This is a genomic window from Streptomyces sp. NPDC056361 (assembly GCF_042262805.1).
In the GTDB taxonomy this organism is placed as follows: domain Bacteria; phylum Actinomycetota; class Actinomycetes; order Streptomycetales; family Streptomycetaceae; genus Streptomyces.
Genome location: NZ_JBHJQI010000009.1, coordinates 1 through 13129 on the forward strand (window position 1 = coordinate 1; position 13129 = coordinate 13129).

Below are 13129 nucleotides of genomic sequence, written 5' to 3' on the forward strand. Positions count from 1 at the left end.
TCTGGGGAGTGTCCTGTCGATCGGGCGGGCCGGATCAGGGAGCCCGGCCCGGGCTCCGCGAGCCCGGCCTGATCGGCGGGACCTCCTGGGGCGCGCCGGTCAGGCGCGGCCGGCGACGGCCGTGGCCGAGCGGGAGCCGCCGGTGGCGAGCGCGGGCTCGGCGCGGACCGGGCCCTCCAGGAGCCGGCGCAGCACGGCGGAGCCGCGGGCGGGGTCGCCGGAGCCGCCGTCGGCGAGGAGCGTGGCGAGGAGGGCGATCCGGGCCTGGGCGGACCGGAGCGTGCCGGTGAGCACCGCGCCGGCGGCGACGAGGTCGACGGCTCCGCCGCCGGTGTAGATCTCGGCGAGCGGTCCGGCGGGGACCCGGGTGCTGACGGCGACGAGGACGCCCTGGGCGACGGCGTCCGCGACGGCGGCGGCGATCTCGGGGGTGGCGTTGCCCGCCCCGGTCGCTTCGAGGACGATGCCCCGGGCGCCGGCGGCGACGGCGGCTTCGAACAGGAACGGGTCGCCGTCGGAGTGGTGGCTCACGATGTCGACGCGGGGCAGCGGGGTGGCGTCGGGGCCGGTCGCGCCGGGTATCGCGGTCCGGGCGGCGGCGGGGAGCGGCAGCGGCGCGGGGCGCTCGGGCTGGCGCTCGATGTCGACGCGGGAGAAGCCGACGCGGCCGAGGCGCTCGGCGGAGGGGTCGGAGAAGGCGTCGGCGGCGAGGGTCTGGGTCTTGACGGTGCCGCGCGCGGCGTGGACGCGGCCGTCGAAGACGACGAGGACGCCGAGTTCGCGGACGGTGGCGGCGACCTGGAGCGCGTCGTACAGGTTGCCGGGGCCGTCGCCGTCGCCGGTGCCGAAGGGGCGCTGGGCGCCGGTGAGGACGACCGGGCGGGCGTCGGCGTGGTGGAGGTCGAGGAAGAAGGCGGTCTCCTCCAGCGTGTCGGTGCCGTGGGTGACCACGATGCCGTCGACGCCGGGGTCGGCGAACGTCTCGTGGACGGTCCGCAGCAGCGCCAGCTGGTGGGCGGCGGTCATGCGGGAGCTGTTGACGTTGAAGAGGTCGACGACCTCGACGGTCACGCCTTCGGGGAGGGGGGCGGTGGCCAGGACGTCGTTTCCGGAGGCGTCGGCCGCGTATCCGGTGCCCTGCCAGCGGCTGGCGATCGTGCCGCCGGTGCTGATGACGACGATCCGGCGCGCTCCCCCGTCGTTCGTCCGCTTCATGCCTGCCGTCCTTACTCCGTACCGATATCGCCCTGCTCTCGCAACGATAGGACAGGAGGTGCGCAAGACGATTGCGAAATCACCCGGGGCAACGTTTCATCGTGGTAGATAATTGCGCCATGGACCGAATTGATCTCCACATCTTGCGTGAGCTCCAGAGCGACGGCCGACTGAGCAACCAGGAGCTGGCCCAGCGGGTCGGCCTCAGCCCGTCCCCGTGCCTGCGGCGGGTGCGCCAGCTGGAGCAGGACGGGGTGATCCAGGGCTACCGGGCGATCATCGACCCGGCGGCGGTGGGGCGCGGCTTCGAGGTGCTCGTCTCGGTGGAGGTGCGGCGGGACCGGGAGACGGTGGAGGCCTTCGAGGAGGCGCTCCAGGACGTCCCGGACGTCATCGAGGCGTACCGGCTCTTCGGCAGCCCCGGGTGCCTGCTGCGGATCGCGGTGGCCGACCTCGCGGCGTACGAGCGGCTCTGGATCGAGCGGCTGACGACCCTGGCCGGGGTCACCGAGGTCAACTCGCAGATCATCATGAAGCGGATCAAGGAGCCGAAGGGGATGCCGGTGGACGTCCGGGGCGTCTGAGCATCCCTGGGGCGGTTCGGTTGTGTGAGATGCGAGAACGTCACGCAACAGCCTCTTTCCCGTTACATGACAGGTACCTGTCTTGTGCCACGCTCCCGGCTGACACGAAGTCAACACGCGTAGAACGCGGAACCCTTGAGCCGGGGCCGCGATCCGGCGCGTGACACACCCGGGAAAGGGCACCCCCCATGTCCGTTGCACAGACAGGTCGCTGGAAGACCTGGGCGGCCTCGATAGCCGCCGCCCTCGTCACCCTCACCGTGCCGACGGTCGCCGCGACCCCCGCGAGCGCCACGACCACGGCGTACGACAGCACGTACTACAAGAACGCGATCGGCAAGACCGGCACCAGCCTCAAGTCCTCGCTGCACACCATCATCAGCAGCCAGAGCAAGATCTCGTACGACGCGGTCTGGAACGCCCTGAAGACCACCGACCAGGACCCGAACAACACCGCCAACGTGATCCTGCTCTACAGCGGCACCTCGCGGAGCAAGTCCCTCAACGGCGGCGCCGTCGGCGACTGGAACCGCGAGCACACCTGGGCCCAGTCCCACGGCAACTTCGGCACCTCCGCCGGCCCCGGCACCGACCTCCACCACCTGCGCGCGGCGGACGTCCAGGTCAACAGCATCCGCGGCAACAAGGACTTCGACAACGGCGGCAGCGCGGTCAGCGGCGCCCCCGGCAGCTACACGGACAGCAACTCCTTCGAGCCGCGCGACGCCGACAAGGGCGACGTGGCCCGCATGATCCTCTACATGGCCGTCCGCTACGAGGGCGACGACGCCTGGGCGGACCTGGAGCCCAACGACTCGACCACGAACGGCAGCGTCCCCTTCCACGGCCGGCTCTCGGTCCTGAAGCAGTGGAACGAGCAGGACCCGCCGAGCGCGTTCGAAGAGCGCCGCAACGACATCATCTTCAACACCTACCAGCACAACCGGAACCCGTTCATCGACCACCCGGAGTGGATCGAGGCGATCTGGTAGACCCGGCACACCGGACCGGGCACCGGCGGGTGCCCGGCCCGGCGCGCACCGGGCGCGTCACCGCTGCGGCATGGGCACGCCCGCGGAGCGGAGCCTGGCCTCGGTGAGCGCGGTCAGCCGGGCCGCGACCGGCGCCCGGTCCTCCCGGTGGTTGTTGATCAGCTCGTACTGGGCCGAGGCCTTGGCCCATGCACGCCGGCTGGCGTGATCCCCCAGCAGTGCCGGGTTGGCGAGGTAGCGGTCGGCCATGGCGGTCGCGAGTTCCTCGATCCTCGGGTCGTCCGGCTCCCAGGCCTCCGCCTCCTGGCCGCGCTTGGCCAGTTCGACGTAATCGGGGTCGTCCAGACCGTGTTCGAGCTGGTCCAGGAAGCCGTCGAACCCCTCCGGCACCAGGGCCCGGGCCAGCACCAGGGCCTCGCGTTGCGCGGCCACGTGGTCGGGGCCGAAGCCGAGGCCGGGCATCCGGTCCAGGATCGCGCAGGCGCGGTCGGGCAGCAGGGCCCGGTCGCCGTCGGCGAGCCGGTCCAGTGTGGCGCGGCGGGCGACGAGCTCGTCGATGCGCTCGGTGAGCTGCCGCCCGACGTCGGCGAGCGCGGCGCCGAACCGCGCGGCATCGGCGTCGAGCAGCGGCCCGATCTCGGCCAGCGGCACGCCCGCGGCGGCCAGGGTCCTCACCTGCACCAGCCGCAGCAGCTCGCCGGAGCCGTAGCGCCGATAGCCGGAGCCGTCCCGTTCCGGCTCCGCGACCAGACCGAGCTTGTGGTAGTGCCGCACCGTCTTGACCGTGACGTCGACGAACGCCGCCGCCTGCCCGATCGTGACTCCGTTGCTCATCGGCTCAGCTTGCCGCAGAACACCTCGCCGACCAAACGCTGTTGGGCGGCCTGGAAGGCCGGCGCTATCGACAGGTCGGCGTCGTCCACCCAGGTGAGCCCGGCGGTCAGGGTCCTGCCGCCGTCGGGACTGCTGTACATCAGCGCGGCCGAGCCCATGACGGCGCCGTTGTGGTGGTAGACGGTGCCGCCCTCCGTCTCCTGCGCGAACACCCCCAGGCCGTATCCGACCGTCGCCTCCGGCGTGCGCATCTCGGCCAGCAGCCCGGCGGGCAGGAGCTTGCCGCCGTTGAGCGCGGAGAAGTACGTGTGCAGGTCCCGCGTGGTCGAGATCAGGTCGCCACCGGCTCCGACCCAGGTCGGGTTCTGACGGGTGACGTCGATCGTCAGCTCCTGCCCGGCGTCCTCGTAGCGGTAGTAGCCGTGGTGGTGCGGCTCGGGGATCTCCGGCGAGGCGCCCGGCGCCACCGTGCCGGTCATCCCCAGCGGCGCCAGGATCAGCCTCCGCAGCTCCTCGGCGAACGGACGGCCGGTGACCTTCTCGACGACCAGCCGGGCCAGCACGTAGTTGGTGTTCGCGTAGCTCCATCCCGTACCCGGCGCGAACCGCGCCGGCTTGGACGACGACAGCCGCACGAGCTCTTCGGGCCGGTAGGTGTGGAAGCGGTTGTCCACCCACTCCTTGCCCCGCCAAGGGACCCCCGGGACGATCGTCCCGTCCTGCTCGAGTTCGCCGGTGTGGTTGAAGATCCCGCTGGTGTGCTGCAACAGCATCCGCACCGTGATCCGCCGGTCGAGACCGAACTCGGGAAGGTGGTCGTCGACCGGGGCGTCCAGGTCGATCCTGCCCTCGGCCACCAGCAGGAGCACCGTGGTGGCGACGAAGTTCTTGGTGCTGCTGCCGATGCGGAAGTGCCCGTTCGTCAGCGGCTCGTCGCTCCCGCCCAGCTCGCGCGCACCGGCACCGCCGACCCATTCGCCCCGCTCGTCGTTAACCCGGAGCTGGACCCCGACGAAACCGGACTCGACCAGCTCCTCGATGGCCTTCCGGAGGTTCGGACGATCCTGTGCCTGGCCGGAGAAGTGGGTGGACATGGGTACTCCTTCACATCGGTGGTGCCCGGGTCGGCGTCTTGCCGATGCGACGAGCCTCCACCCTGACCCGAGGTCAACCTCAAGCGTGATCCAGGCCACAGGGCCGCGGAGTCGACCGGTACGCCTCACCGCTCCCGGCACCTTCAAACGCGAAGCGCCGGATTTTCTCATGGTGTTGAGGATCCGGACGCTTCCCCCAACAGGCGTTACCCATCCGCAACAAACGGGTACCTCATCCCGCTTTGATGCACTTCGCCGTGCGCAAGGAGACCGATTCCTCCCCTCAGGCCGTTCGGTGCACCTATCACGTCACCACTCCTCGAACAACCCCATCGCCCCAGGAAGTTCCGTCATTCGCTCGGTAACTTCGGCGCCCATGACCACTGCCCCTCCGACCTCCCCGGTCGACGGCGTCTCCATCGGCCCGGCCCGCCTCGCGGACGGTGCCGAGCTCTGGCGGATCGCACGCGGCTCGGGGGAACTCGACCTCAACTCGCCGTACAGCTACCTGCTGTGGTGCCGCGACTTCGCCGACACCACCGCCGTCGCCCGTGACGCCTCCGGACGACCGATCGGCTTCGTCACCGGATACCTGCGCCCGGACGCGCCGGGGACGCTCTTCGTCTGGCAGGTCGCCGTGGAGGGTTCGCACCGCGGAAGCGGGGTAGCCGGGAACCTGCTCGACGCCCTGTCCGACCGCGTGGCCGCCGAGCACGGACTCCGCGGGATCGAGGCGACCGTCACGCCGGGGAACCTGGCGTCCGACCGGCTCTTCCGGTCCTACGCGCGACGGCACGGGGCGGACCTGACCCAGGAGGTCCTGTTCCCGTCCGCCGCCTTCCCCACGACGGGACACGAGTCCGAGTTGCTGTACCGCATCGGCCCCCTCCACCGCCCCGCCTCCTGAGCCGCCCCGCCGCCCGAGCCGTCCCGCCGCCCCACGCCGAACCAGACCCTGGAGAAGACACTCCGTGACCCTCACCGACATCGCCCCCTCCGTCTTCGAGACCGTCGAATCGGAGGTACGCAGCTACTGCCGCGCCTGGCCGGTGGTGTTCGAACGCGCCGGCGGGAGCCGGATCTACGACGAGCAGGGACGGCCCTACCTCGACTTCTTCGCCGGGGCGGGCTCGCTGAACTACGGCCACAACCATCCGGTGCTCAAGCGCGCCCTGCTCGACTACCTCGCCGACGACGGCATCACCCACGGCCTCGACATGTCGACCACGGCCAAACGCGACTTCCTGGAGACCTTCCGATCGACGGTCCTGGAACCCCGCGCCCTGCCCTACAAGGTGATGTTCCCCGGCCCCACGGGCACCAACGCGGTCGAGGCCGCGCTGAAGCTCGCCCGCAAGGTCACCGGGCGCGAGTCCGTCGTCTCGTTCACCAACGCCTTCCACGGCATGTCGCTCGGCTCGCTCGCCGTCACCGGCAACGCCGCCAAACGCGCCGGAGCGGGCGTGCCCCTCCCCCACGCCACCCGGATGCCCTTCGACCACTACCTGGGCGGGCGGGTCCCGGACTTCCTCTGGTTCGAGCGGCTCCTCGACGACCCCGGCTCCGGCCTCGACCAGCCCGCGGCCGTGATCGTCGAGACGGTCCAGGGCGAGGGCGGCGTCAACGTCGCCCGCGCCGAGTGGCTGCGCGCGCTCTCGGAGCTCTGCCGCCGGCACGACATGCTCCTCGTCGTGGACGACGTCCAGATGGGCTGCGGGCGCACCGGCGACTTCTTCTCCTTCGAGGAGGCGGGCATCACGCCCGACATCGTCACCCTCTCCAAGTCCATCAGCGGCTACGGCCTGCCCCTGGCCCTCTGCCTGTTCAAACCGGAGCTCGACGTCTGGGAGCCGGGCGAGCACAACGGGACCTTCCGCGGCAACAACCCCGCCTTCGTCACCGCCACCGCCGCCCTGGACGCGTACTGGCGCGACGGCGTCCTGCGCGAGCGCACGCTCGGCCGGGCCGGCCGGGTGGAGAGCGCCCTGCTCGACCTCTGCGGCGGCGACGGGCGCGCCGGCGTCGCCGTGCGGGGCCGCGGTCTGGTCTGGGGCCTGGAGTTCGCCGACGGGGAGCGCGCCGAGGCCGTGTGCCGGCGGGCCTTCGAACTCGGGCTGCTCCTGGAGACGTCGGGGCCGCGCGGCGAGGTGGTCAAACTACTGCCGCCGCTGACCGCCACGGACGACGAACTCGACGAGGGCCTCGGCATCCTGGCCCGCTCCGTGCGCCACGCCGTCGGCCGCCTCGCCGCCTGATCACGCCTCCCGGGCCCACCGCCCGGAGCACCCGACCACCCTCCACCGAAAGGCCATCGCCCATGATCGTCCGTTCCTTCGACGAGCTGGAGAACACCGAGCGGCACGTGCGGGCCGCCTCCGGGACCTGGGAGAGCAAGCGCATCGTGCTGGCCCGCGAGCGGGTCGGCTTCTCCCTCCACGAGACGGTGCTGTACGCCGGCACCGAGACGTCCATGTGGTACGCGCACCACGTCGAGGCCGTCGTGTGCACCGCCGGCGAGGCCGAACTCACCGACCACGAGACGGGCCGGACCTACACGGTCCTGCCCGGGACGATGTACCTGCTCGACCGGCACGAGCGCCACACCCTCAAGGTCAAGCGGGACTTCCGCTGCCTCTGCGTGTTCAACCCGCCCGTCACCGGCCGCGAGGACCACGACGCGAACGGCGTCTACCCGCTCCTCACCGATCCGGGCCCGGCCTGACCGCGGCCGGCCCGACCGCGGCCGGCCCGACCGTGCCCGGTCCGCCGACGGCTCCGCGACACCGGTCCGCCCCCGTCCTCGCTCGCCCGCACCTCCGTCCGTACGCGAAAGGAAGGCATTCCAGCCCATGACCTCCGCCCCCGCCCGCCCCGTCGACCTCTACCCCACCCGCGGCGCCGAGGAGGTGCTCATCGGCCGCAAGGACCCCGTCGTGTGGTCCGAGCCCGGCACCGCGGGACCGTTCTGGGCCCGTGAACTGGAGGAGTACGACCGCGACGGGTTCGTCACGGTGGACGAGCTCGTCACGGCCGGCGAGGTCGAGGAGCTCCGGGCCGAGCTCGACCGGCTCGTCGCCGACCCCGCCGTGCGGTCGGACGAGCGGGCGGTCGTCGAGCCCCGCTCCCAGGAGATCCGCTCCGTCTTCGAGGTCCACCGGATCAGCGAGGCCTTCGCCCGGCTCGCGGCGGACCCGCGGGTCGTGGGCCGCGCCCGCCAGATCCTCGGCTCCGACGTCTACGTCCACCAGTCGCGGATCAACGTCAAGCCGGGCTTCGGCGCCAGCGGCTTCTCCTGGCACTCCGACTTCGAGACCTGGCACGCGGAGGACGGCCTGCCGCAGATGCGGACGGTCTCGGTGTCGATCGCGCTGACCCCGAACCACACCACCAACGGCAGCCTGATGATCATGCCGGGCTCGCACCGCACCTTCCTGGGCTGCGCGGGCGAGACGCCCCGGGACAACTACAAGAAGTCGCTGCGGATGCAGGACGCCGGGACACCGTCCCACGAGGCGCTGACGACCTTCGCGGACGCGTGCGGAATCCGCCACTTCACGGGTCCGGCGGGCTCCGCCACCTGGTTCGACTGCAACGCGCTGCACGGTTCGGGCGACAACATCACCCCCTACCCGCGGAGCAACGTGTTCCTGGTCTTCAACAGCGTCGAGAACCTCCCGGAGCTGCCCTTCGCCGCCCCGGTCCGACGCCCCTCGTTCATCGCCGCCCGCCCGGGGGACCGGTCGTGACGGGTGGCAGCGGACTCGACCGCCGCCGGTTCCTCACCCGGACGTCGCTCGCCGCCGGCCTCGCCCTGGCGGCCGGCCCCCTGGCCGCGTGCACCCGCACCCAGCCGGGGACGGGCGCGCCCCGTGGCGACGGCGGCCTGCTCGCCGAGCTGCGCCGGCAGGGCTTCGTGCGGGTGGGGTTCGCCGGTGAGGCACCGTACGGCTTCCAGGACGGCGGCGAACTCGCCGGCGAGGCGCCGACGTTGCACCGGGAGATCTTCTCGGCCCTCGGCGTGCGCGAACTGCGGCCGACGCTCACGGAGTTCGGGGCACTCATCCCCGGACTGCTCGCCGACCGGTTCGACGTCGTCAGCGCGGGCATGTCGATCACGCCGGAGCGATGCGCCAAGGTGGTCTTCTCCGAGCCGGAGTTCGTCTCGCCCACCGCCCTCATGGTCCGCTCCGACGATCCGAAGGCACTGAGCGACCTGGAGTCCTGCGCGGCGGCGGGCGCCACCGTGGGCGTGCTGACGGCCGCCGTCGAGGCGTCGTACGCGAAGGCGGCGGGCGTTCCCGACGGGCGGGTGAAGACGCTGGCCCGGCAGCAGGACGGGCTCGACGCCCTGCTGGCCGGCCGGATCGACGCCTTCGCACTGACCGCGATCTCCCTGCGCTGGCTGGCCCGGACGAACCGGGACGCCTCGGTGCGGGTGACCGAGCCGTTCGTCCCCGTCGTCGACGGGGTACGCCAACTGGGCGCGGGCGGCGCGGTGTTCCGATCGGGAGCGGCCGATCTGCGCGATGCCTTCAACCGCGAGCTGCGGAAGATCACGGACTCCCCCGACCGGTTCGTCGGGCTCATCGGCCGCTACGGCTTCACCGCACGCGAGGTGCCGCCGCGCACCCTGCGCACGGCGGACCTGTGCGCCGGGTGAGGGGCGGCCGCCGTGGCTGACTTCCCGTCCGAGGTCCGCGGCGCGCTCCCCCGGCTCGCCGACGGGCTGCTCGTCACGGCGGAGGCCACCGTGCTCGGGGCCGCGCTCGCCCTGGTCCTCGCGTACGCGCTCGGGCTGGCGTCCCGGTCGGCGCGGCTGCCGGTGCGGGGCGGGGCGCGGCTCGTCGTCGAGTTCTTCCGCGGCACCTCGCTGTACGTCCAGCTGTTCTGGCTGTTCTTCGCACTGCCGATGCTCGGGTTCCGGCTCGAACCGCTGGCCTGCGGCGTCCTCGCGCTCGGCCTCAACTTCGGGGCGTACGGCGCCGAGGTGGTGCGGGGCGCGGTGGCCGCCGTGCCCCGCGCCCAGACCGAGGCGGGGATCGCGCTGTCCATGGGGCCGGGGCTGCGGCTGCGCCGGATCGTCCTGCCGCAGGCGCACGCCCTGATGGTCGCCCCGTTCGAGAACCTGCTCGTGCAGCTCCTGAAGGCGACGCCGCTGCTGTCCCTGGTCACGGTCCCCGACCTCACCTTCCAGATCGACCAGGTGCGTTCCGCGACGGGCGCGACGGCGGCCTCGTACCTGCTGCTCCTCGGGGTCTACGGCGCCATGGCCGCCGTGCTCGCCCTCCTCATGAACGCCCTGGAGCGGGCGGCGAAGGCCCGGCTCGGCCAGGAAGGCGGTGTCTGATGTGGGACGGGGAAGCGGCCGGCGACGCGCTGCCCGCGGTTCTCGAAGGGTTCGGCGTCACGTTGCTCGCGACCGCCCTCGGCTTCGCCGTGGCGGTGGTGCTCGGCCTCGTGCTCGCCGTGGTCCGGCGGGCGGGCCCCCGCTGGGTGGCCGTTCCGGTGGCCGGCGCCGCCGGGTTCGTCCGCTCGACACCGCTCCTCGTGCAGCTGTTCGCGGCCTGGGTGCTGATCCCCTCCCTCGACGCGCTCGCGCTGGGCGTCCTCGTCCTGGGCGTGCACTACGCCACGTATCTCTCCGAGGTGTACCGGACGGGCATCGACGCCGTTCCGCGCGGGCAGTGGGAGGCGTGCACGGCGCTGTCGCTGCCGCGCCGACGGGTGTGGCGGGCGGTGGTGCTGCCGCAGGCCGTCCGCAACGTCCTGCCGCCGCTGGGCAACTACGCGGTCTCGCTGTTCAAGGAGACTCCCCTGCTGTCGGTGATCACGGTGCACGAGATGGTCCACGAGGCGAACACGTTCGGCAGCACGCACTTCGCCTATCTGGAGAGCTTCACCCTGGCCGGCGCGGTGTTCCTGCTCGCGAGCTGGCCGACGTCCCTGCTGGTACGACGACTGGAGGCACGCCTTGCCCACTGAGGACCCGGCGGTCCGCTTCGAGCGGGTCACGAAGCGGTACGGGGATCACACGGTGCTCGACGCGCTCGATCTGGAGGTCGGCCGCGGGGAGCGGGTGACGCTGATCGGCCCGAGCGGCTCCGGGAAGACCACCATCCTGCGGCTGCTCATGACGCTGGAGCGGGTCACCGGCGGCGTCATCCACGTCGACGGGCAGCCCTACTCCCACATGCCGGGCAGGACGCCGGGGACGCTGGTGCCGGCGAGCGAGCGGCGGCTCGCCGAGCGGCGGCGCCGGATCGGCATGGTCTTCCAGCAGTTCAACCTGTTCCCCCACATGAGCGTGCTCGAGAACGTCGTCGAGGCGCCCGTGCACGTGCTCGGCGAGAGCCGGGAGGAGGCGGACCGCACGGCCAGGGACCTGCTGGACCTGGTCGGGCTCGGCGACAAGGTCGACGCCCGCCCCACCCGGCTCTCCGGCGGCCAGCAGCAGCGCGTCGCCATCGCCCGGGCGCTGGCCATGCGCCCGGGGATCCTGCTCCTCGACGAAGTGACCTCGGCCCTCGACCCGGAGCTGGTCGCGGAGGTCCTCGACGTGCTGCGGGACATCGCCCGCGGCACGGACATCACCCTGCTGTGCGTGACGCACGAGATGGGCTTCGCGCGGGACGTCTCCGACCGGGTCCTCATGTTCGACCGCGGTCGCGTCGTCGAGTCGGGCCCGGCGGACGAGCTCCTGGACTCGCCCGCGCACGAGCGCACCCGGGCGTTCCTCGGCGCGGTGCGCTGAGCGCGTCAGGGGTGCCCGTGGAGGAGTACGGAGGCGGTGCCGGCCGTGCGGTGGCGCTCCGCCCATGCCTCCAGCGCCGCGCGGCAGGCGTGGTCGAGGTGGTGGATCCCGGCGAGGTCGAGTTCGACCGGGCGGTCGCCCGGCAGCGATTCGAGCGTGTCGAGGATCTTCGGCAGCCGCAGGAAGTTGGCGTTGCCGGACAGCCGCACCCGCACCGGGCCGTGGCCGTCGTCGGTGTGCTCGACCCGGAGGTGCGAGACGTCCCAGGCCGCCTTGGCGACGGAGAGGACGAGTCCGATCAGGACGCCTTCGAGCATGCTGACGGTGACGATGGCGCCGGCCGTCACGACGAGGACGAAGGCCTCGCCCCGGTGTCCGCGCCACAGGGCGACCACGCCCCGGAAGGGGATGAGCTTCCAGCCGGCGTGGACGAGGATCCCGGCGAGCGCCGCGAGCGGCACATGGGCGAGGGTGGCGGGCAGCAGGGCGGCGAAGACCAGCAGCCACACGCCGTGGAGCACGCGGGACGCCTTGGTCCTGGCGCCGGCCTGGACGTTGGCCGAACTGCGGACGATCACGGCGGTCATGGGCAGCGCGCCGAGCAGGCCGCAGACGGTGTTGCCGAAGCCCTGGGCGACGAGTTCCCGGTCGTAGTCGGTGCGCGGTCCGTCGTGCAGCCGGTCCACCGCCGCCGCGCCGAACAGCGACTCGGCGGAGGCGATCAGCGCGAAGGCGAGGACCGTTCCGAGCAGGGCGACGTCGGTCAGCGCGACGAAGGCGTCCGGTCCGGGCATCCGGACGGCGTCGAGGACCCCGCCGACCCGCACGGTGGCCACGGGAAGGTCGCAGAGCGCGGTCGCGAGGGCCGCGAGCAGGACCGCGACGAGCGCTCCGGGCACGGCCCGCAGCGGTTTCGGGACGTGCCGCCACCCTACGATCACCACCACGGTGCCGGCCGCGACGGCGAGCGGCGCCAGGGTGCCGGCGGCGCCGGTCAGCGCCCCCCAGAGCGTGGCGGGCAGTCCGGCGATCCTGGCCGTGCCCGACGCCGGGGCGCTGACGCCGAGGGCCGCGTAGAGCTGGCCGGCCACGATGACGAGGCCGATGCCGGCCAGCATGCCCTCGACGACCGAGACGGAGATGGCACGGAACCAGCGGCCCCACTTCAGCAGGCCCACCACGACCTGGAGCAGCCCCGCGAGGAGCACGATGACGCCGAGCGCGGGCAGCCCGAAGCTCCTGACCGCCTCGAAGACGAGCACGGTGAGCCCCGCGGCCGGTCCGGAGACCTGGAGGCTGCTGCCCCGCATGAGGCCGGTGACGACTCCGCCCACGATGCCGGTGACCAGGCCGAGTTCGGCGGGGACACCGGAGGCGACGGCCACGCCGACGCACAGCGGGAGTGCCACGAGGAAGACGACGAGGGACGCGGCGAAGTCCTGCCGGAGATCGGGCCAGGAGGACGGCATGCGGTTCTCTCCCCTCACTGCGCGACGCACGTTCGGGCATCGCATGGAAGGGAATACGCCCTCGGGGGCCCCGGGCGGGGACGATCCGGGGCATCACCGGGGTTTCCGACCGGAAGCGGCCGCAACGTGACCCGATCACCTACGGGAACGGCGCCCGGGAGCGCGGCACTCCGGGGCGCACCGGCCGCGG

General features: G+C 72.5%; 14 protein-coding genes. 10 read left to right on the forward strand and 4 right to left on the reverse strand.

The genetic code is table 11. The annotated features are described in order from the left end of the window. Window positions 1-99 precede the first annotated feature (99 nt). A complete protein-coding gene (locus tag ACFCY7_RS04635; protein ID WP_376481275.1) occupies window positions 100-1215 on the reverse strand; it encodes an asparaginase in 1116 nt (371 codons plus the stop codon). Between the two features lie 119 nt (window positions 1216-1334). On the opposite strand from ACFCY7_RS04635, the gene ACFCY7_RS04640 reads away from it, so the two are divergent. Next, a complete protein-coding gene (locus ACFCY7_RS04640; protein WP_376481277.1) occupies window positions 1335-1799 on the forward strand; it encodes an Lrp/AsnC family transcriptional regulator in 465 nt (154 codons plus the stop codon). A 188-nt stretch (window positions 1800-1987) separates the two neighbouring features. Further along, a complete protein-coding gene (locus ACFCY7_RS04645; RefSeq protein WP_376481278.1) occupies window positions 1988-2791 on the forward strand; it encodes an endonuclease I family protein in 804 nt (267 codons plus the stop codon). A gap of 57 nt (window positions 2792-2848) precedes the next feature. On the opposite strand, the gene ACFCY7_RS04650 is transcribed toward ACFCY7_RS04645, so the two are convergent. Further along, entirely contained in the window at window positions 2849-3625 is a 777-nt protein-coding gene (locus ACFCY7_RS04650) for a MerR family transcriptional regulator (protein WP_376481279.1), read from the reverse strand. Continuing rightward, window positions 3622-4719: a serine hydrolase domain-containing protein gene (locus ACFCY7_RS04655; protein ID WP_376481281.1), complete on the reverse strand. Its 1098-nt coding sequence runs from the start codon at window positions 4717-4719 to the stop codon at window positions 3622-3624. The genes ACFCY7_RS04650 and ACFCY7_RS04655 overlap by 4 nt, the downstream gene beginning before the upstream one ends. A 376-nt stretch (window positions 4720-5095) precedes the next feature. Between ACFCY7_RS04655 and ectA the strand changes: the two genes are divergently transcribed. The 8 genes from ectA to ehuA all read left to right on the forward strand — a co-directional run bounded on the left by ectA (window position 5096) and on the right by ehuA (window position 11470). Beyond that, window positions 5096-5626, forward strand: coding sequence for a diaminobutyrate acetyltransferase (gene ectA / locus ACFCY7_RS04660; RefSeq protein ID WP_376481283.1), 531 nt, complete (start codon window positions 5096-5098; stop codon window positions 5624-5626). Window positions 5627-5690: 64 nt separating this feature from the next. Then, complete coding sequence (gene ectB / locus ACFCY7_RS04665; protein WP_376481285.1) at window positions 5691-6974, forward strand: diaminobutyrate--2-oxoglutarate transaminase; 1284 nt, start codon at window positions 5691-5693, stop codon at window positions 6972-6974. A 62-nt stretch (window positions 6975-7036) separates the two neighbouring features. Then, window positions 7037-7441, forward strand: a complete 405-nt coding sequence (locus ACFCY7_RS04670; RefSeq protein WP_376481287.1) for an ectoine synthase — start codon at window positions 7037-7039, stop codon at window positions 7439-7441. A gap of 127 nt (window positions 7442-7568) precedes the next feature. Beyond that, window positions 7569-8465 (forward strand): ectoine hydroxylase, encoded by an 897-nt coding sequence (thpD, locus tag ACFCY7_RS04675; RefSeq protein WP_376481289.1) that lies wholly within the window; start codon window positions 7569-7571, stop codon window positions 8463-8465. Then, window positions 8462-9379: an ectoine/hydroxyectoine ABC transporter substrate-binding protein EhuB gene (ehuB, locus tag ACFCY7_RS04680; RefSeq protein ID WP_376481291.1), complete on the forward strand. Its 918-nt coding sequence runs from the start codon at window positions 8462-8464 to the stop codon at window positions 9377-9379. The genes thpD and ehuB overlap by 4 nt, the downstream gene beginning before the upstream one ends. Before the next feature lie 12 nt (window positions 9380-9391). Beyond that, the gene (gene ehuC, locus ACFCY7_RS04685) at window positions 9392-10066 is read left to right on the forward strand and encodes an ectoine/hydroxyectoine ABC transporter permease subunit EhuC (protein ID WP_376481293.1); all 675 of its coding nucleotides are present in this window, start codon (window positions 9392-9394) and stop codon (window positions 10064-10066) included. Continuing rightward, window positions 10066-10701, forward strand: a complete 636-nt coding sequence (ehuD, locus tag ACFCY7_RS04690) for an ectoine/hydroxyectoine ABC transporter permease subunit EhuD (RefSeq protein ID WP_376481295.1) — start codon at window positions 10066-10068, stop codon at window positions 10699-10701. The genes ehuC and ehuD overlap by 1 nt, the downstream gene beginning before the upstream one ends. After that, window positions 10691-11470, forward strand: coding sequence for an ectoine/hydroxyectoine ABC transporter ATP-binding protein EhuA (gene ehuA, locus ACFCY7_RS04695; protein WP_376481297.1), 780 nt, complete (start codon window positions 10691-10693; stop codon window positions 11468-11470). Before ehuD ends, ehuA begins: the two co-directional genes overlap by 11 nt. A gap of 5 nt (window positions 11471-11475) precedes the next feature. On the opposite strand, the gene ACFCY7_RS04700 is transcribed toward ehuA, so the two are convergent. Next, window positions 11476-12939 carry a SulP family inorganic anion transporter gene (locus ACFCY7_RS04700; RefSeq protein ID WP_376481299.1) on the reverse strand — a complete coding sequence of 488 codons (1464 nt, stop codon included), beginning with the start codon at window positions 12937-12939 and terminating at the stop codon, window positions 11476-11478. Between the last annotated feature and the right edge of the window lie 190 nt (window positions 12940-13129).

What these genes read in the sequence shown, in the direction of transcription:
- ACFCY7_RS04635 (WP_376481275.1), bottom strand. Translation starts at nt 1,215, where the DNA reads ATGAAGCGGACGAACGACGGGGGAGCGCGCCGGATCGTCGTCATCAGC.
- ACFCY7_RS04640 (WP_376481277.1), top strand. Translation starts at nt 1,335, where the DNA reads ATGGACCGAATTGATCTCCACATCTTGCGTGAGCTCCAGAGCGACGGC.
- ACFCY7_RS04645 (WP_376481278.1), top strand. Translation starts at nt 1,988, where the DNA reads ATGTCCGTTGCACAGACAGGTCGCTGGAAGACCTGGGCGGCCTCGATA.
- ACFCY7_RS04650 (WP_376481279.1), bottom strand. Translation starts at nt 3,625, where the DNA reads ATGAGCAACGGAGTCACGATCGGGCAGGCGGCGGCGTTCGTCGACGTC.
- ACFCY7_RS04655 (WP_376481281.1), bottom strand. Translation starts at nt 4,719, where the DNA reads ATGTCCACCCACTTCTCCGGCCAGGCACAGGATCGTCCGAACCTCCGG.
- ectA (WP_376481283.1), top strand. Translation starts at nt 5,096, where the DNA reads ATGACCACTGCCCCTCCGACCTCCCCGGTCGACGGCGTCTCCATCGGC.
- ACFCY7_RS04670 (WP_376481287.1), top strand. Translation starts at nt 7,037, where the DNA reads ATGATCGTCCGTTCCTTCGACGAGCTGGAGAACACCGAGCGGCACGTG.
- thpD (WP_376481289.1), top strand. Translation starts at nt 7,569, where the DNA reads ATGACCTCCGCCCCCGCCCGCCCCGTCGACCTCTACCCCACCCGCGGC.
- ehuD (WP_376481295.1), top strand. Translation starts at nt 10,066, where the DNA reads ATGTGGGACGGGGAAGCGGCCGGCGACGCGCTGCCCGCGGTTCTCGAA.
- ACFCY7_RS04700 (WP_376481299.1), bottom strand. Translation starts at nt 12,939, where the DNA reads ATGCCGTCCTCCTGGCCCGATCTCCGGCAGGACTTCGCCGCGTCCCTC.